Here is an 18,330-nt window from a genome sequence, read left to right as displayed (position 1 = left end):
GCACCTACCAGCCACCGCCACCTCCGCCGCCTCCACCTCCGCCAGATGAACCACTACTACGTCCACTAGAGCGGCTACTGCCTGAACGCGAACTTGAATATACCGGCGAAGCGGCACGATTAATTGAATTGGACAATGCCGTGGAGAATCCTGCATTTTGATAGGAAAGCGTGTTGCTCCTTACCCCACGAAATTGATAAGGCTGAGCCCGTCTTTCCAAGTCGGCAAATACGGCAGTGAAACGATCAGCCCAACGTTGCTCCAGATCCAGCGCCATGGCGTAAGGGAATAAGCGTTCAAACAGCTCCGGTGTCTTTTCAGGGGGATGCTTGAACTGCCACTCATCTTGCTCCGCCACTTCCAGATAGAGCTTTAACCCTTCTAGCTTATCAAATAATGCACGGCCCGCAAGAGTTGGTGCTTTGAGCAATTGATAAAATATAGGATTTATTATCAGAAGCAACAGAAAAGCGACTACTTTTATCACTGAGGCTATGCCAAGCAGCATAACAATGGACGCCAACTCAAATACAAGAAAACCTATGAAAAAAAAACTACTATGTATCACAGAGAATAGATCTTTGGTGCTTTTATAGTGTCGCCAGGCATTGAATGCTCGACTAAAAAGGAATATCAGCGCCATCGTCCACAGGGTCAACCACACCATAAAAAAGCCCGTACCTGATGGACTGAATATCAAACTGCACACCAGAGTAACCAGGGTAATTAGCCCACCCGGCACCAGCCAATGGCTGTTATTGAGAAAATAGTCTTTGTCATAGTGCTTCTGCAATTCAAGTCGGTTAGCCCCCATAGCCGATTGAATTCGCATCTGGTTTTTCTGATTAAAATCAATAGTTTTAGATGAAAAACCCTTATAAAGCCGTTTCAGCAGGGCTTTTTCGCCCGGCCCAAGATCGGTACCGATGACTTTGTCAGTCCGAGTGGCTGCATACTCGGCGTCCTTTTGAACCAGTAATAGATATCCTTTGGTGGCCAAACTGACCAGCGCGGCGCTGAAGGTTTTATTATCAGCACCCCGGCGCATAATGTAACGAACAGCACCCGGTGAATAACCAACCGGAGGATCATACTGCGGGATGATGACGCCAGGCTTTGGATCACGTCCATAAGCGAACCACACCACCAGATAAAAAATGCTTAGCACCAGCAGACCAAGCAACATAGCCACAGTGTCGCGGTTATCCTTTATATACCAGTTGAAACTATGCAAAAATGTCGGCTCCTGAACTACGCCTTTCGGCCAGGTCACAACAATACTCAACCCCTCACCTTTAGCCAGTGATTGGGTGGTTTCGAAATAGCTTCTACCACTGTCAATGTGGCTTTCAAAGTTTTGCTCTTTAGCACCCAAACGTCCCGTGTAGGCTTCAGCCGTTAGATCATCAACCCCTGCAGGTAAATGCACACTCGCGCTAACACGATCAATGGGCAACTGCCAATAGTTACCAGTAACATTCCAATACAGTTCATCATAGTCACTGAAAAAGCCGAGTTGTCGATCCATAGTGTAGGTAATGGTATAGGTATGCTCACCCTGTTCCAGTAGATGATTCGGGCTACCTATATAGATATAAAGAGACTTATTTTTTGAGTCCATATACACAGGCTCTGGCTCACCCTCACGGGTTACACTCAGAACGTCTAAAGGCGCTTTAATGAAGTTTCCGTAAGCATCTCTGGAAAGAATCGGAATAGCGCGATAAATACCGTGCTTAATCAAGGTCCCACTGGAGCGCACCTTGATCGTTTCCACAACCCTTATCCTGCCATCCTCGTGTACAGTGATATCACTGTTAAAATCGAGAATACGTTCATCAGCCCATACTGAAACGGCCATGAGGGAAAAAAACACGATTAGCAATAAACGTCTCATATCACTTTTCATAAACAAAATATTCAGCATGGCGATAGCCGAATGCCTTAGCCACCAATAGATCAGGGAAAGAGTCGATACGTGAATTAAGATTACGCACGCTACCGTTGTAGTAACGCCGCGCATATTGAATGTAATTTTCTACTTCGCTGATATTGCGTTGTAGATCAAGAAAATTCTGATTGGCCTTGAGGTCAGGATAAGCCTCGGCAAGCACCAGCAAGCGCTGGATACCAGATGCCAAGGCCTGTTCCCGTTCCCCCCGTTCAACAACCTGCTTAGCCGATACAGCGTGAGCACGAAGCTCCATTGTCGCAACCAGGGTAGCTTGTTCATAAGAAACGTACTGTTTGACGGCCTCGACCAATTTAGACAGCAGGTCATGACGGCGTTTAAGCTGCACGTCAATATCACTCCATGCAGCCAGCACACGCTTATGATCGCGAACAAGTCGATTGTAGATAACAATACCCCAGATAAGGGCAAGCGCAGTAATCAGTGCAAAAATCGTATCCATACGGCTCTATAGTTCAGTTCATTGAATCTCCAGCAATTATTATGTTTCCACTGCTTGAGGTCAATATTTTACCCCTACGCTGAAACACCACTAGACGCCCACTCGCTGATTACTCCTCTAACACTACCTCAAATCCTCCATAGATCAGCCGCTTTCCATCAAACGGCATGGGATTAACATCCGGTTGCAGACGTGGATCTTCCATAATTTTTGGCATGGCTTGATCTCGAACCTCCCGTGATGGCCAAACTAGCCAGGAGAAGATCACTGTTTCATCTGGCTGGCACTTAACGGCCATGGGGAAAGAGGTCACCTTGCCTTCAGGAACATCATCTCCCCAACACTCCACCATTTTCAGCACGCCGTACTCCTTGAAGACTAGCGCGGCATCTCTGGCGTGTTGGATGTATTTCGCCTTGTTGGCAGTCGGTACAGCGGCCACAAATCCATCGACATAACTCATGATTTTTCTCCTCGATTAATCTTTTGGTGGCAGTTCCCGCACAGGGCGGACTTCAATACTGCCAAAGCGTGCGGGTGGAATCCGGCTGGCCAGTTGCAGGGCCTCGTTCAGGTCCCTGGCCTCCAACAGATAAAACCCGGCTAGCTGTTCTTTGGTCTCCGTGAAAGGACCGTCTGTAATCAGCACCTCTCCCGCGCGCACGCGCACGCAAGTCGCAGTATCCACGGGTTGTAACGCCTGCCCAGCCACATAATGCCCCTGACTGGACAGACGCTCGACGCCTGCCACGCATTCCTGATTTAGATCATGCCATTCCTGCTCGGTCATGGCGTTGATGATACTTTCCTGGTAATAGACCAAAGCGGCATATTTCATGATGAGCTTCTCCTTGTTAGTTGCTTTTAACAGTGAGTCGTTTGACTCGAACGGGAATCGACACAGGGGGAAAAAATTTTTAGCGAGTGGACGTCAATGTATTCAGTCGACGTTCCAGAAAACGCCGTTCCGGGCCTTGTGTAGCGAGTGCCAGTGCCCGCTGATACGCAGCGCTGGCATCGTTGATATTGCCTGCCCGACGGTAAAGATCGGCTCGGGCAGCGTGGAAAAGATGGTAATTACGGATTTCACGGATGTTAGCAAGTTCATCCAATAGCTGCAGACCTGCAGCCGGTGTGTCTCGCATGGCAACAGCGACTGCATGGTTAAGTGCAATTACCGGAGACGGCTGCTGATGATATAAAGCCTCGTATAAACGCACGATACGCGACCAGTCAGTAGTATCAGCACATGTAGCCTGTGCATGCACGGCAGCAATAGAGGCTTGCAAGGTGTAAGGGTCTGTTGGTGTACTGGCAAGTGCCAGCTCCAGCCACTGCAGGCCCTGCCGGATACTGTCCTGATCCCACATAGATCGGTCCTGATCTTCCAGTGTTATTAACTCGCCATAGCGATCCTGACGGGCAAAGCGCCGTGAGTCCTGAAGCCGCATCAGCGCCAAAAGCCCAAACACCTCACCTTCTGGCAGCAATCTGGCCAGCACCTCGGCCAGACGGATCGCTTCGGTGGACAGGCTAATATCCACCACCGAATCACCATCGCTGCAGGAATAACCTTCATTGAACACCAGATAAATTACTCGCAGCACACCTGGTAACCGCGCCAACCGCTCTCGCGCTTCGGGCACTTCATAGGGAATACCTGACTCACGGATTTTTTTCTTGGCCCGAACAATGCGCTGCGCCAATGTAACCGGTTTTTGCAGCAGTGCGTTGGCTACCTGCTCAGTTGTCAATCCACACATTTCCCGTAGCGTCAGCGCAATTCGTGCGTCCAGAGCCAAACCAGGATGACAGCAGGTGAACAACAACCGCAGTTGATCGTCCTGAATATCCTGTTCAACCGCTGCCAGGGATATTTCCTCATCAACAGAAATCAGATGGGCATAGCGCTGCACCGTCTGTCTGCGCCTAATATGATCGATCCCCTTACGCTGACCCGCACGAATCAGCCAGGCAACAGGGTAGTCTGGCATGCCGTCTTTAGGCCACTGCCGGATCGCCGATGCAAAGGCTTCCTGCATTGCTTCCTCCGCCAACTCAAAATCACCTAGCAAGCGAATCAACGTAGCCAGTACCTGACGGGAGTGTTGCTGATAAATTTGCCCGATTGGGAACCTATCGTTCGTCATGAGAAGGGCCTACTTCACCTGAGTCCTTCATTTGGTACCGGCACAGTGATGTCGTCTTTTACAATTTCCATTGCGACAAAGGAGTGTGTCTGGTGGACATGCGGCAATTGCCCAATCTGGGCACCCAGAACAGAGCGATAATGGTTAATATCGTGTGTTCTGACCTTGAGCAGATAGTCGAAATTTCCCGCCACCATATAACAGCTCTGTACTTCCGGAATTTTGCGCACCGCCTCGTTAAAACGCTCAAGCGCATCTTCGCTGGTTTTATCCATAGTGACCTGCACCACCAGCACATGACCGGCATTCATTTGCTCCGGATCCAGATCAGCACGATACCCACGAATAACACCGGCCTCTTCCAGCCGACGGACTCGCTGAGCACAAGGGGTCTTGGTGAGGTTGATCCGGCTGGCCAGTTCGACGATGGGCAAACGGCCATGTTCCTGAAGCTGTCGTAGAATTTCACGATCTATACGGTCGATTTTCAATAGTCTTTTTTCCTGTTAAATATTCATTTATAGGCCTATTGGTAAGCAATCTAGCATTATTTAGAGCCACTTCCTAGGCATAAAGGCTGATACTGTAGTTATGAGGGCTAACAATAATAATCCCCGGATCCGTGCCAACCCGGCCCTCGTACGCGACGCGGTATCCGGTCAAAGATGAGAAAACCCAGAATTGGGCTACTTTAAAAGTAGCGCAGGATTTCTCGCTTTATTAATGCGCACAAAAAAGGATATAGCTATGACTGATTCATCAGAATTGCAGGACATCCAAAAGCCGGGGCTCGGCCTGGCGCTCACACCGGTCGTGCTGACCTTGGTTGTACTGGGTATACAACTGTTCTATTTCGGTGACTTTACGCCACATATTCCGCTAGCCATCGGCTTGGCGATAACGGGCCTGGTGGGAATAAAGCTGGGTTACAAATGGAAAAACATCGAGGAAGGTGTGTTTCATGTTATCCACGTCTCCCTGCCATCCGTATCAGTATTGATCTGTGTCGGCATGATCATCGGTGTCTGGATTGCCAGTGGTACGGTACCGACCCTGATTTACTACGGTCTGACAATTCTGTCACCATCGATATTCCTGGCCGCCGCCATGATACTGTGTTCCGTGGTATCAGTGTCGCTGGGGACCTCCTGGGGCACCGTAGGTACCGTAGGGCTGGCGCTGATGGGGATAGGGGCAGGATTTGATATCCCGATGTACTGGACCGCTGGAGCCGTGGTATCCGGTGCTTTTTTCGGTGACAAGGTATCCCCCTTATCCGATACCACCAACCTGGCTCCAGCCGTGACCGGAACTGATGTGTTCTCACATATCAAAAATATGATGCCAACAACGATTCCAGCGATGTTGATTGCTTTGGCGATCTATTTTGTAGCCGGCTTTACGCTGATTGAAGACGGTGATGCCTCCTTCGAAAGAATCAACACCATCACCACCACACTGAATGCCAACTTCTCTATTTCAGCCTGGTTACTCTTGCCAGCCTTGCTGGTTATTGTTCTGGCTGTCAAGCGCATGCCACCCATACCATCACTTTTTGCAGGTGTTCTGGCCGGCGCGGTGGCAGCGATGATCGCTCAAGGCGTTGGCGTGCACGATCTGCTGACCTATGCTAATTCCGGTTACTCGATTGAAACCGGTGTTGCAGCAATCGACAGCCTCCTGAATCGCGGTGGCGTTCAGTCTATGATGTGGACCATCTCACTGGTATTGATCGCGCTGGGTTTTGGTGGCGCACTGGAGAAAACCGGCTGTTTGGAATCCATCATCAAGTCGATCATGACCAAAGTACACAGCTTTCGTAGTCTGCAAACTGTAGCCGTCTGTACCTCCATGTCCACCAACCTGGTAGCAGGTGACCCCTACCTCTCGATTGCGTTACCAGGCCGGATGTATGCACCGATCTATCGCGGCATGGGCTATTCGACGTTGAACCTGTCCCGTGCTATTGAAGAAGGTGGCACCCTGATGTCGCCACTAATACCTTGGAATGCCGGTGGTGCTTTCGTCATCAGCGCACTAGGGCTGGGCATCGCAAATGGTCAAGTAGAGAACCTGCTGTATATTCCACTCGCGTTTGCTTGCTGGTTGTCCCCGGTAATCGGGATTATCTACGCCCAACTTGGCCTTTTCTCTCCACGGGCAACCGATGAGGAACGTCAATTGTGGAAAGATCAAGGAGAAGCAATCGCTGACAGCAGCACGATTGAGCCTACTGCTAAAAGCTGAGCTTTGTTGCCGGATAATCGCTGGTATCGTTCCTTTTTTGAAGCTAAAGAAAGGCGATCCAGCGTCCGGCAAACATTACCGACATCCAATTATCATTCAGCAGCCAAGGCACCCTCGACAAACAAGCCGCGCATTAGCGTCTCTACGAAGCTGTCGCACTCATTGGCTAAAGAGTATTTCTGGGTATCCTGCAACCAGTCAAAACAAGTGCCAATCAAAAAGGCATGAAATTGGCGGCGAGCACTGACGGGAGAGAGATTAGCTCGCAAGTTGCCCGCTAACTGGGCCTGCTCGAACAACGTTTCCACCTGCGCTTCAGCGTATTCAGAGGGTCGCGTGATCATGCTGATTCGCGGATGGTCCTCTTCGAGTTTCTCACAGCGGTGCAGTACGATGGTTGCTACCCGCTGCAACGGCAAGTCATTACAAGTTGCTAACAGCGAACGACAGGCGATGTCGCGTAAGCAAATGGCAGGGGTTGCTCCGTTTAGCTCAACAGCCGCATCGACAATTTCATCGAGTGGGGTACGCACCCGCTCAAGTAGTGCATCAAATAATGCGGCTTTATCTTCAAAGTGCCAATAGATTGCCCCTCGGGTAACACCCGCTGCCTCGGCAATATGCGCCAAGGTGGTCCGAGATACACCCTGGGTTAAAAAAGTATTTTCTGCCGCATCGAGAATAATCTCACGGGTACGTTCGGCATCAGCCTTACGACGGGACATAGCAACTCCAATTCATAGAATTATTGATATTTTGACATTTATAGATGGCAAAGTCTGCGCGTGGATATTACTATACATTTCACTGACATTCATGAATGTCAGTGAAATGTATAATACCTTGTTTGTTTGAAAGATTGCATTGACCGCCATCAAGGAGCCTATCGTGCAAGTTACCCTTCTCCGTTTACTGCCGGTCGCGCTGGCCATGCTTGTACTAATGGGCTGCAACGACCCCCAGGCACAGCAAGAAATGTCGGCCCGGCCGATAAAATTGATGACGCTTGAATCAGCAAATACCGCAGCTTTACGGCAGTTTCCAGCCCGGGTGGAAGCTTCAACTCGTAGCAACCTGTCGTTTCGTATGGCAGGTGAACTAATTGAGCTCAACGTCATACCAGGCCAGCAGGTGCAGGCCGGTGATGTAATTGCACGCATTGATAACCGTACGGTACAAAGTGAGCTGGATAGTGCACGCTCGCGCTTAGGCTTGGCCAAAGCCACACTAGACCGCATGCGTTACACCTTGGAGCGTGGTGCCGTGAGCCAATCTCAGTTTGATGAAGCCGAAAGTGAGTGGCGAGCCGCCCGCGCCATTTTTGAGCAGGCGGAGGAGCAGGTCACGCATACGCAATTACGCGCACCTTATGATGGTGTGATTGCCCAAGTGCCCGTGGATAACCGCCAGTTTGTTCAGGTACAGGAGACTGTCGCCGTGATCCAGCAGCCAGGGCAGTTAGATGTAGTATTTCATCTGCCCGAGCAGATAGTGCAACGCATACCGCGTAACAACGGACACCCTTTCGGTGATGACTTAGTGTTTGAAGTGCGCTTTGGCAACAGTGTTAACCTCTATCCTGCCGAACTAGCCTCTTATACCACCCAAGCCAGCGCTCAAAGCCTATCCTACGAAATAAAACTGACACTACCCCAACCAGACGACATCACCCTATTAGATGGTATGAGTGCCACTGTTCGACTGGATTTGAGCAGACTACATTCCGATCAAGCTCAACCACTTTGGCACCTCCCTCCTGAAGCCGTGAGCTATTCCGGTGATAACCCCAGCCAGGCTCAGGTATGGCGCTATGTCGGAGCCGAGCAGGTTGAAGCCGTGCCAGTAGAGGTCAATCGGTTAACCTCCAACGGACTGGAAGTTAGCGGTGAGTTAAGGGCGGGTGACCGCATTGTCACCGCCGGCACTCACCAAATACAGGCGTATACCAAAGTAATCCCGTGGGTAAAGGAACAGGGGCTGTAATATGGTTGACTACTTTCTACGCCACCAAACAGCCAGCTATTTAATGACGATAGTGCTGCTTATGGGTGGTGCGCTGTCATTTTTCAGCATGGGCCAGTTGGAATTTCCCGAATTCACTATTCGCAATGCCTTGATTACAACTCAATACCCTGGTGCAACACCAGAAGAAGTTGAGCAGGAAGTCACATCGACCCTGGAGGAAGCGATTCAGGAAATGTCATCGATCAAGCGCGTCAGTTCAGTCAGTTCCGATGGCCTCTCGCAGATTACCGTCGAGCTTAAAAGTACGGTAAAAAATGCAGAGCTACAACAACTGTGGGACTCACTTCGGCGTAAAGTCCAGGACGCTCAGGTAGCACTGCCGCCAGGGGCCAGCCAATCCTTCGTTAACGATGACTTTGGTGATGTGTTCGGACTGATGATCAACCTGACCGGCGTTGGCTACAGCATGCCAGATCTTGCTGACCATGCTGATTTCCTCAAACGCGAACTCGCCTTGGTTAAAGGAGTCTCGAAAGTGTCGCTAAGCGGCGAACACGAAGAGCGTATTTATATCGAAGTTGACCGCGAACGCCTGCTTGCACTGAATGTGCCCCTCGCCCGCCTGCAGCAGTTGCTCGACACCCAAAACGCGGTGTCCGACTCTGGGCATCTCAAACAGGAAGGTACGCGCTTTCGCATCACTCCGACAGGTAGTGCGGCGAATATGGATGATCTGCGTGCAATCATTATCAGTGAGGGTGAGGGTGAGTTGGTGCGGCTGAGCGATGTGGCCGATATTAGCCGTGAACTGACAGAACAACCCCAACAGCTTTACCGGGATATGGGCCGACCAGCCATTTCGCTGGGCGTTTCGTTTGAAAGCGGCGTCAACGTAGTCGAGGTCGGTGAACAGCTTCAGCTGCGACTGACCGAGCTGCAATCTCGCACCCCGCTAGGAATGGAGCTGAATATCGTCTACAACCAGCCTCAGGTGGTCGATGACGCCGTATCCAGCTTTTTGCTGAGCCTGTTAGAGGCGGTGGCCATTGTTATTGTAGTGTTGATGCTGTTCATGGGTTGGCGTAGCGGCCTTTTAATGGGCTTTATTTTGCTGATCACCATCATCGGCACCTTTATGTTGATGCGCATTCACGGCCTTCAGTTGGAAAAAATATCGCTCGGCGCCCTGATTATCGCCCTCGGTATGCTGGTGGATAACGCCATCGTAGTGACTGAAGGCATGCTGATGGGCTTGAAACGTGGCAATACGATTCGCGATTCAGCCCACCAGGTGATCCGCCAAAATGCATGGCCCTTATTAGCCGCCACACTGATTGCGATTGCCGCCTTTGCCCCCATTGGTTTGTCACCGGATACTACCGGAGAGTTTGTCGGCTCACTATTTTACGTGCTGCTCTACTCACTACTACTGAGCTGGATTACGGCACTGACGCTCACGCCTTTCTATTTCAAACTGTTTTTTCACAATGTCGCACCCGGTGATGGTCAAGAAGATCCCTATAAAGGTGTAGTTTATCAAGTGGTAGGGCGCGTCATTATTGCGGCCATCCGTTGGCACTGGCTAACCTTGGCGTTGATGGTAGCTGCACTAGCCTGGGCGATGTTCAGCTTTGGCTCGGTCAAAAATGCCTTCTTCCCGGCATCAAACACGCCGATCTTTTTTGTTGACTACCGTACACCAGAAGGCACAGATATCCTTGAGACCCAACGTCGCATTAGTGAATTGGAAAAAAGCGTGATGGAGATGGATGGTATTCGCCACTTAACCACCACGGTGGGCGGCGGAGCTCAGCGATTTACCCTGACCTATTCGCCGGAAGACCGCTACGCCAGCTACACCCAACTGATCATAGAAACAGATGACAAAGTCACTCAACGCGCACGCATCGCTGACGTTGAAAGGGTACTGCAGCGCGATCATAGTGATATCGACTATAAAATTTCTGCACTGGAAGTCGGCCCTGCACCCAAAGCCAAACTGGAGGCACGGATTTACGGCAGCGATCCTGAGATTCTGCGCCAGTTAGGCGATCAGATTGAAGCTATGTTCCGTGATACCCCACACATGACCAGTGTGCGCTCCAGCTGGCGTAATCGCGTACAAACCCTGCAACCGGTTTTTCTGGAGGATACCGCGCGTCGGCTGGGTGTTACCCGCGAAGACCTGGCCAGCACACTGGCGGTGAGCACCAGCGGTAGTCAAGTAGGAATTTATCGCGATGGCAGTGATTTGATTCCCATTATTGCCCGAGCAATCCCCGAACAGCGCCACGATGTGGATAACCTTGGTTCACTGAACGTATGGAGCGATGAACAATCACGCTACATCACCGCTGACCAGGTCATAAGTGACGTCATCACTAAAGTGGCAGACCCATTGATCATGCGCCGTAACCGCGAAAGAATGCTGGCTATATATGGTGAACCCCACCCACTCAGCGATATGACGGCTGCCAGTGTCCTGGCCGAGATTCGTCCACGCGTGGATGCACTAGCGCTACCCTCAGGCTATAGATTGGAATGGGGAGGTGAATATGAAACCTCTGGCGAAGCCCAAAGTGGGCTCTTTTCCTCATTGCCACTAGGGCTGGTCGCGATGTTTATTCTCACCGTAGTGCTGTTCAACAACTTCCGCCAGCCATTGGCCATCTGGTCACTGGTGCCACTAACAATCATCGGCATAGTTGGCGCACTGCTGATCAGTGGCCTGCCCTTCTCGTTTATGGCGCTACTCGGCACACTGAGCCTGATCGGTATGGTGATCAAAAATGCCATCGTATTGGTGGAAGAGATCAACGTGCAACTACCGCTGCACCAAGATCGCTACCACGCTGTGGTGCGCGCAGCCGTTAGCCGGGTACGCCCCGTAGCGATGGCCGCACTGACCACCATGCTGGGGATGATCCCACTGATCAGCGATGCGTTCTTTGCCAGCATGGCGGTCGCGCTGATTGGCGGTCTTGGCGTAGCCACACTGCTAACGCTGGTGGTGCTACCGGTGATGTACTGTGTACTCTACCGGATTAAGATTCATCCGGAGGAGGAGCCAACGGCTGGGTAAAAACACATCCGATTTGAGCCGGTGTCTTTGGCGTTATACATAGCCTTGTCTGCTGCTTTTAACAAAGCAACAGGCGAGGCTGCATCCTGGGGGTAGAAAGAGATACCAATACTGACAGAGATTTGCACAGCCTGTTGTGCACTTTGAAACGGTAGCGCAAGCGCATCAATAATAGTCTGGGCCACTAGTTCAACATCCTTACGCTGCTTAGCACCGGCAAGAATCACCGTAAATTCATCACCCCCCATACGGGCAACCGTATCCGCCTCCCGTACACAATCATTAAGGCGCACAGCCACCTCAGCCAGTAAACGGTCCCCCGCCTCATGACCAAGCGAGTCGTTAACGTCCTTAAAGCCATCAAGATCCATGAACAATACAGCCAGAGGCAGACTACTGCGCTTAGCCCGCATTTTTCATAATCACCGAAATCACTATATTAGTCTGACGTAGCCGATTTTTTCAGCGCTAAGCTGGCACTTAGCGTCGATTTTGACTCGTTTTTCGCATTTTGGGCACAGTTCCCCCTTTCCCCCATTGGTTCGAGCAGGGGGCGCTCAGTCAACTAACTCGGTAATAGACGCTCAACGAGTCGCGAGAACTCTTTTTGATCTGGACAGCACTCACTCAAGAGGAAACGGATTCGACGGGTGTTAGTCACGACCACAGCCGCAATTTTAATCAACTTGAGTCTCAGGCTTTGCACGCTCAACGTGTCATATTTGTTAGAGCAGTGCTCTCTGAGTTCTTCAAACAATACAAAGGCCAGCATCGAGAGTGTGAGTCGCCATTGATTACTCCACCAGTACTTAGAGGAGGTGCGTTTGGCAAATAGGTCAAGCTGTTGATCTTTAATTCGATTTTCCATATCGCCACGCGCACAGTATTCTTCGCAATAGAGTTCGCTGTCCCTACCAGATAAGCTCGTGACAATAAATCGAGGATTTCTGCCTTTATCGGTCACTTCAATTTTGGCGATCACTTCACGGGGATGTCGCCAACTGTCGGCTTGATAGGTGTAGCGCCAGAAGCAACGGGTCGCTCCTTTTATACCCCGTGTTTTGCGTTGCTGATGCTGTGATTCAACATAGTCCCAACTGCTATCAATCATGGCCTCCAAACGGGCATTGCGAGCGATCCCCTCGATGTAGTCAACACCGTTACGATCACACCAATTCAGTACCAACTGACGACAGAATCCACTGTCGCCACGAAAGACAATCTGCACCTCCGGCCAGTGTTGACGAATAAACGTGACCAGTAGTTTCAGGATGGCGGCCGTGTGCTTTGCACCGTCGATTTTACTGGGGCGTAGATAGGCGACTAGCGGAAATCGATCACAGAAGACATACAGCGGTAGGTAGCAATAATGGTCGTAATACCCATGGAAGAACTTCTCTGGCTGGTCACCGTGCAATGGGATATCTGTGGCATCAAAATCAAGAACGACGCGCTTTGGAGGCTTTTTATGTGAGGCAATAAATTGCTCCCAAAGACAGTGATGGGCATCAAGAATAGCCTGACGATCCATCTGGGACTCGAAGCGACAGAGGGTTGAGCAACTTGCGAGCATTTGCAGTGATTCTACCTAGGTTTGCAGTGCCATATCCTGTCGTAATTGAGTGTGATCATTGAGATCGCAGTAACCGGCGGCTATACCCAGTAATCGTTGACGCAACATGGCTTTCAGTGAGTGTTTAACCTTACCAGGCTCTCTCCAATCCACCAGCTTACGTGCCAACCGATCAGTAAGACCTAACTGGCGGTCTACTTCACGCAACAGAAGTAAACCGGCATCACTGGTGATATGACCACCGCTAAATTGGGCTTCGATTTTATGGCGAGAAAGGGAGGAAAACTGAATCGTCTGTGGTAACATTTTGCTCACGGCTGATTCCTTATTGAAATTGCTTCGACACCAACAACTATAAGGCTTTCAGCCGTTTTTGTTTATACCTTAATGAAAAATCCGGGCTAACTCTAAAACATTAGCTGATATCAGCCTAAATGGCACTGACTACCTCATGTCATCTGTAAAAATCGCAGGGACAGATTGGTCTTTAATATTATTAGGCAATAAAAACATTTTAACAGCGCCTATTAAAGATTTGGTCTTATACCAGATGATTGCGGTAGTTATTTTAATAATCCTATCCATTATTGTACTAACATTTTTAATACGCTTTTTATTGGCAGATTTATTGAGAGTTTCAAGCGCCTTGGAAGACATTGCTCAGGGACAAGGGGATCTAACCGTTGTAATTGAAGCAAACAGTAACGATGAAGTAGGAAAGCTCGCGTTAAACTTTAACAACTTTATCTATAAGCTACGCGACATTATTAAGAACATTGATCACTTGAGTGACACGTTATTTGATCAATCCAAAACCAGTGCTCATTCGGCAGAAGAAAGCTCAAAAAAGATCAATGTGCAGCAAAATGAAATGATATCTGTCGCTGCCGCAGTAGAGGAAATGACGGCGGCAACACAAGAAATTGCAACCAATGCCGAACAAACAGCTTATCGCGCTAATGAAACCGTTAAAATCAGCAACGAAGGCCAACAGCTTTCTAATGCGAGCTTAACGTCGATCAGCCAATTGGCCGACGAAGTGAACCTGGCTAGCCAAGTTATTACTGAATTAAGTGCACAGGGAGATAAGATTAATACGATTGTTTCTACGATTAGTGGTATCGCTGAACAAACAAACTTATTAGCACTAAACGCGGCCATTGAGGCGGCTCGTGCAGGTGATCAGGGGCGTGGATTTGCGGTAGTAGCTGATGAAGTTCGCGTATTATCACAGCGCACGCACGCTTCAACGGAAGAAATTTCCGGCATGATTGGCTCATTGCAAACGATGACAACCAAGGCCGTGAAGGTCATGCAGCTGTGCCATAATCTAGCCAACACCAGCGTTGATGATACCAAAAAATCGGGAAGTGGCTTTGAAAGGATAGCTTCGGCCATTGAGCATATTAATAATATGACGACACAAATTGCCACCGCTGCCGAAGAGCAAACTAGCGTGATTAGTGAGATAGGTCAAAATACCCATGCGATTCGCGATGCATCTACGCAATTACAAGATGAAATGGATGAGGGCCTAAAGCAAGCCCATAATCTCAAGCTATTAGCTGAGTCATTACGTAAAGAAGTAGATAAATTCAAATTGTGATCTCAAAGATCAAGGGGTCAGCCAGCTCGATTTATCGTCGGGTGGCTGACCTTTTGATCCATTGCCGGAGATGTCCCTAACCTCTACCCTTTCATTGGGCTAGGCTCTCACTGCGTCATACTCTAACAAGCTCCATCAATGGCTCAAATGAATAAAGAGCAGGCCTTCTTCCTGAGGCTTCTTCGACAGTTTTTATTATCCCTTCATCCAGCAGGATCCTTGTAAATCGTGCGGCACTAGCTGAAGGTATGCCACTGTTTGATGTAAATTTGTTGTTTCGAAAAACCGGATTTGTAAACACAAAATCAAGTGCTGTCATACTCCATTTCGACGCTAGAACATCAGCAAATGTTTGCTTCATTTCTTCATATAAAGATCTTATATTTTCAGCAATAACTAAGTTCCTTATTGCTTGTTGCTCGATTGCCTCCAGAAAAAATGAGCACCAGTCGTTCCAATCCCCAGACGCCGATACATGCCTCATCCTGTCAATGTACTCATCTTTATTTTCTTCAAAATAACCACTCACATAAAAATGAGGTGCCGTTATCGTTCCTGATTGCCATAACATAAGCGTTATTAACATGCGGCCAATTCTGCCATTACCATCTTTAAACGGGTGCAATGCCTCAAATTCAACATGAGTCATTGCAGCTTTAATGAGAGCGGGGTCAGAACTGTTATTGATATATTCAAACAGTGTATCTAAGCCATCCTGCAGTTTCTCGGGACGAACAGGGATAAACAGTATTTTTCGTTTATTCCTGTCGGCGAGGTAGTTTTGTTCTGTTTTGAATTCACCCGGAGATTTTGAAGCTCCTCGGCCAAAAGATAGCAGCCGTTGATGAATCGATTTAACAAAGGACTGAGATATAGGATGTCCATCGCTCATTGCTCCCTGTGCTGCTTTTAATGCTCTTTGGTAAAGAATGGTTTCTATTACCTCTGATCGAGCCGTAGACGTACCTGTCGCATCATTCTCATGATCTGCCTCATACTTAAGGATTTCATCCATCGTACTCACAGTGCCCTCCATCCTTGAGGAAATAACGGCCTCTTGATTCCTTAATGGGGCCAGTAATATCTCACTGTTGTGCATATTTTTGAGCATCTGATCATAGCGGGCAATCGCGTCGGTTGCTTTAAGTAAGGCATTAACAAAACTGCCATAATCCAGTTGATTAGGTGGAAATTGATCGTAGTGGTAATGCACCGCGTTCTCTAGATCTAGATCCATACGCCCAACTAGCCTCTCAAATAATATCAATTATTAATGACAAATGATTTTATCCAGTATATCTACGTCTTTTTGCATGTCAAATATTGATACATAGGATTCTAAAGACACGCTATCGTCACTATAAAAGAACGATGTCCCTCTAGACTCTCACTTTTCGTAGAGTTTGAGAGACTAGCGGCTTTGTCGTCAATCTATGAAGGTCTAACGATCTAGACTCTCATTTTTAGTGATATCTGAGAGACTAGTGGTTTTGTCGTGAACCTATGATAGCCTAGATGATTAGACTCTCATATCTTGTAGTATCTGATAGGCTAGTAGTTTTGTCGTTAGCCTTATCTGTCAACGGAAGCGCTGCCTATACCACCTATCCCCCTTAACATAGCTCCATGGCATCTAATGCCTGCGACAAGCGCTCTTGACTGTGTGGACTCTGCTATCCAGAACGCAGCCTTTACTAAACTGCCGTAGAAGTGAAACGCTTGCGGATAAACTCAAGTGTATCCACGACATTTTGATGATGAAAGCTCTCAATACCCAACGAACTAGCGGCATGTACATTGCTGAGTTTGTCATCTACAAATACTGTGTGAGCTGCCTGGCTCTCAGATAAAGCCAAGGCTTTTTCAAAGAACTTAGGATCTGGCTTCGCGACACCTATTGTCGAAGAGTTCACTACAACATCAAACCTTGAGAGTAAATTTACTTTATCCAGATCAGCTATAAGACGCGATGTCGCATTGGTCACTAAAACCAGCTTGCTCATAGGAGCTAAGCGCTTGATTTTATCAAGAAGGGTAAAATCGATTTCACAGCTTGCTGTATACCAAGCCGATACCAGCCGTTCAGCGATATTTACATCATACTCAGAAGACAGCGCCGCTCTGATTCGATCACACCATTCATCATGAGTAATCGCTCCCATCGTAGCCAGTGATGACAACTCCTGAGACGATGCAAAAGAATACAAAGTGCCCACCGCTATTCCGAGTTCCCTTTCTGCGTTATTGACCTCAACATCCGACCAATGTCGAATGACACCGTCAAGGTCTAGCATAATAGTGTCTTTCAAACATTCCTCCATTATATCAAGGGGTCAGCCAACTTGATCAGGTGGCTAACCCCTTGTGATCGCCTTGATTGTTGATCTTCAGTATGTGAGGGGAACTGGGCATTCTTTAGCGCTTTTGGGTAACTCAATATCATTTAACCCAACACGAGCACCGCAAGAAAAAACATAATTTGAGCAATGGTGATTATTGTCGCTAATCTTTAATGCGCCGTCAGCAAAAGAGATCTCGAGCTTACAATTAATATTGTACTCAGGATCTAACTCTTCGTAGACCAAATTGTCACCCTCTACTTTTAGCGGTAACGGACCTTCGTGTCCTTCTGAAGGTGAACTCAAATGACAGATATGGAAGTTGGCACCCCAAATAACTCCTTCAGCAAAGTACTGATCAGATACCTTAGAAACCTGAACATAAGTCTCTTTTAACGCCGATTCCTCTGATACAGCGCTAAAGATAGCTTCTTCGAATGAGTAACAGCCTTCCTTCGACGTCGCGTGCACCAGAGAAGAAAACAATACCCCAGTTAATAATAGATATTTGCGCATATTTATCCTTTCGCATAAACCGATTCAACTCTTTGCTACCTTCCTGGCTAGCAAACACGGATCAGTGTGTTTGATTTCAGCTAAGGTCTGCGACAACACATGACTAGGCGCTTACACCCTAACTGTATCAGTAGATCAAGCTGGCTGACCCCTTGATTTCCTTGATTTACGCCTCAAGTTTTCTCCACTGGCGGGCATTATTCCTAATAATCTCGCAGAATCCAGTGATGGGTTCGCCATAAACCGTGTCTTTTCTGGTCAGCAAGCCAAACGGCGCAAGCGTTTGTCCAAGTGTAAGTGGTAATTTTTCAATCAGACCGGCTGTTAAGTGATCCTTTAAAACCGTTTCTGCCATCACCAGCTGAATCGTACCGGGTTTTGTGGAGGCAGTTTGCTTTAAGTCAGGCCGCTATAGCCTGACCAGTTTGGTGCTGATAG

The 18,330-nt window shown here is 48.6% G+C and carries 16 protein-coding genes and 1 pseudogene; 4 read left to right on the top strand and 13 right to left on the bottom strand.

Annotation, left to right across the window (positions count from 1 at the left end):
- Window positions 1-4: 4 nt before the first annotated feature.
- The 6 genes from ACN0R1_RS14715 to ACN0R1_RS14690 form a co-directional block, all read right to left on the bottom strand.
- Window positions 5-1,897, bottom strand: coding sequence for a DUF2207 domain-containing protein (locus ACN0R1_RS14715; RefSeq protein WP_417584160.1), 1,893 nt, complete (start codon window positions 1,895-1,897; stop codon window positions 5-7).
- A 1-nt stretch (window position 1,898) separates the two neighbouring features.
- Window positions 1,899-2,414 (bottom strand): LemA family protein, encoded by a 516-nt coding sequence (locus ACN0R1_RS14710; RefSeq protein ID WP_417584158.1) that lies wholly within the window; start codon window positions 2,412-2,414, stop codon window positions 1,899-1,901.
- A 109-nt stretch (window positions 2,415-2,523) separates the two neighbouring features.
- Window positions 2,524-2,877 carry a DUF1428 domain-containing protein gene (locus tag ACN0R1_RS14705; RefSeq protein WP_417584156.1) on the bottom strand — a complete coding sequence of 118 codons (354 nt, stop codon included), beginning with the start codon at window positions 2,875-2,877 and terminating at the stop codon, window positions 2,524-2,526.
- Between the two features lie 15 nt (window positions 2,878-2,892).
- Entirely contained in the window at window positions 2,893-3,252 is a 360-nt protein-coding gene (locus ACN0R1_RS14700; protein ID WP_417584154.1) for a YciI family protein, read from the bottom strand.
- A 79-nt stretch (window positions 3,253-3,331) separates the two neighbouring features.
- On the bottom strand, window positions 3,332-4,564 hold the full coding sequence (locus ACN0R1_RS14695) for an RNA polymerase sigma factor (protein ID WP_417584152.1): 1,233 nt from the start codon (window positions 4,562-4,564) through the stop codon (window positions 3,332-3,334).
- A 14-nt stretch (window positions 4,565-4,578) separates the two neighbouring features.
- The gene (locus tag ACN0R1_RS14690; protein ID WP_417584150.1) at window positions 4,579-5,055 is read right to left on the bottom strand and encodes an Lrp/AsnC family transcriptional regulator; all 477 of its coding nucleotides are present in this window, start codon (window positions 5,053-5,055) and stop codon (window positions 4,579-4,581) included.
- A 256-nt stretch (window positions 5,056-5,311) separates the two neighbouring features.
- Between ACN0R1_RS14690 and nhaC the strand changes: the two genes are divergently transcribed.
- Window positions 5,312-6,811: a Na+/H+ antiporter NhaC gene (gene nhaC / locus ACN0R1_RS14685; RefSeq protein WP_417584148.1), complete on the top strand. Its 1,500-nt coding sequence runs from the start codon at window positions 5,312-5,314 to the stop codon at window positions 6,809-6,811.
- 92 nt (window positions 6,812-6,903) lie between these two features.
- Here nhaC and ACN0R1_RS14680 read toward each other — a convergent pair whose 3' ends face one another.
- Window positions 6,904-7,536, bottom strand: coding sequence for a TetR family transcriptional regulator (locus tag ACN0R1_RS14680; RefSeq protein WP_417584146.1), 633 nt, complete (start codon window positions 7,534-7,536; stop codon window positions 6,904-6,906).
- Between the two features lie 163 nt (window positions 7,537-7,699).
- On the opposite strand from ACN0R1_RS14680, the gene ACN0R1_RS14675 reads away from it, so the two are divergent.
- On the top strand, window positions 7,700-8,794 hold the full coding sequence (locus ACN0R1_RS14675; protein WP_417584144.1) for an efflux RND transporter periplasmic adaptor subunit: 1,095 nt from the start codon (window positions 7,700-7,702) through the stop codon (window positions 8,792-8,794).
- A gap of 1 nt (window position 8,795) precedes the next feature.
- Window positions 8,796-11,858: an efflux RND transporter permease subunit gene (locus tag ACN0R1_RS14670; RefSeq protein ID WP_417584142.1), complete on the top strand. Its 3,063-nt coding sequence runs from the start codon at window positions 8,796-8,798 to the stop codon at window positions 11,856-11,858.
- On the opposite strand, the gene ACN0R1_RS14665 is transcribed toward ACN0R1_RS14670, so the two are convergent.
- Window positions 11,828-12,271 carry a diguanylate cyclase domain-containing protein gene (locus ACN0R1_RS14665; protein WP_417584140.1) on the bottom strand — a complete coding sequence of 148 codons (444 nt, stop codon included), beginning with the start codon at window positions 12,269-12,271 and terminating at the stop codon, window positions 11,828-11,830. The two genes, ACN0R1_RS14670 and ACN0R1_RS14665, sit on opposite strands and share 31 nt — an antisense overlap.
- A 152-nt stretch (window positions 12,272-12,423) precedes the next feature.
- A pseudogene (locus ACN0R1_RS14660) lies at window positions 12,424-13,737 on the bottom strand (IS1380 family transposase).
- 145 nt (window positions 13,738-13,882) lie between these two features.
- Between ACN0R1_RS14660 and ACN0R1_RS14655 the strand changes: the two are divergent.
- On the top strand, window positions 13,883-15,037 hold the full coding sequence (locus ACN0R1_RS14655; protein ID WP_417584138.1) for a methyl-accepting chemotaxis protein: 1,155 nt from the start codon (window positions 13,883-13,885) through the stop codon (window positions 15,035-15,037).
- 115 nt (window positions 15,038-15,152) lie between these two features.
- Here the strand turns inward: ACN0R1_RS14655 and ACN0R1_RS14650 are convergent, their stop codons facing one another.
- The 4 genes from ACN0R1_RS14650 to ACN0R1_RS14635 all read right to left on the bottom strand — a co-directional run bounded on the left by ACN0R1_RS14650 (window position 15,153) and on the right by ACN0R1_RS14635 (window position 18,247).
- On the bottom strand, window positions 15,153-16,274 hold the full coding sequence (locus tag ACN0R1_RS14650) for a Fic family protein (RefSeq protein WP_417584136.1): 1,122 nt from the start codon (window positions 16,272-16,274) through the stop codon (window positions 15,153-15,155).
- Window positions 16,275-16,731: 457 nt separating this feature from the next.
- Window positions 16,732-17,346: an HAD family hydrolase gene (locus ACN0R1_RS14645; protein ID WP_417584134.1), complete on the bottom strand. Its 615-nt coding sequence runs from the start codon at window positions 17,344-17,346 to the stop codon at window positions 16,732-16,734.
- Window positions 17,347-17,424: 78 nt separating this feature from the next.
- Window positions 17,425-17,892 carry a hypothetical protein gene (locus ACN0R1_RS14640; RefSeq protein ID WP_417584132.1) on the bottom strand — a complete coding sequence of 156 codons (468 nt, stop codon included), beginning with the start codon at window positions 17,890-17,892 and terminating at the stop codon, window positions 17,425-17,427.
- A gap of 166 nt (window positions 17,893-18,058) precedes the next feature.
- Window positions 18,059-18,247: a hypothetical protein gene (locus ACN0R1_RS14635; protein WP_417584130.1), complete on the bottom strand. Its 189-nt coding sequence runs from the start codon at window positions 18,245-18,247 to the stop codon at window positions 18,059-18,061.
- Between the last annotated feature and the right edge of the window lie 83 nt (window positions 18,248-18,330).

Source organism: Nitrincola sp. (assembly GCF_048264025.1).
GTDB lineage: Bacteria > Pseudomonadota > Gammaproteobacteria > Pseudomonadales > Balneatricaceae > Nitrincola.
Note: the sequence above shows the minus strand (reverse complement) of the source record. Positions and strands in the feature narration are given on the sequence as shown.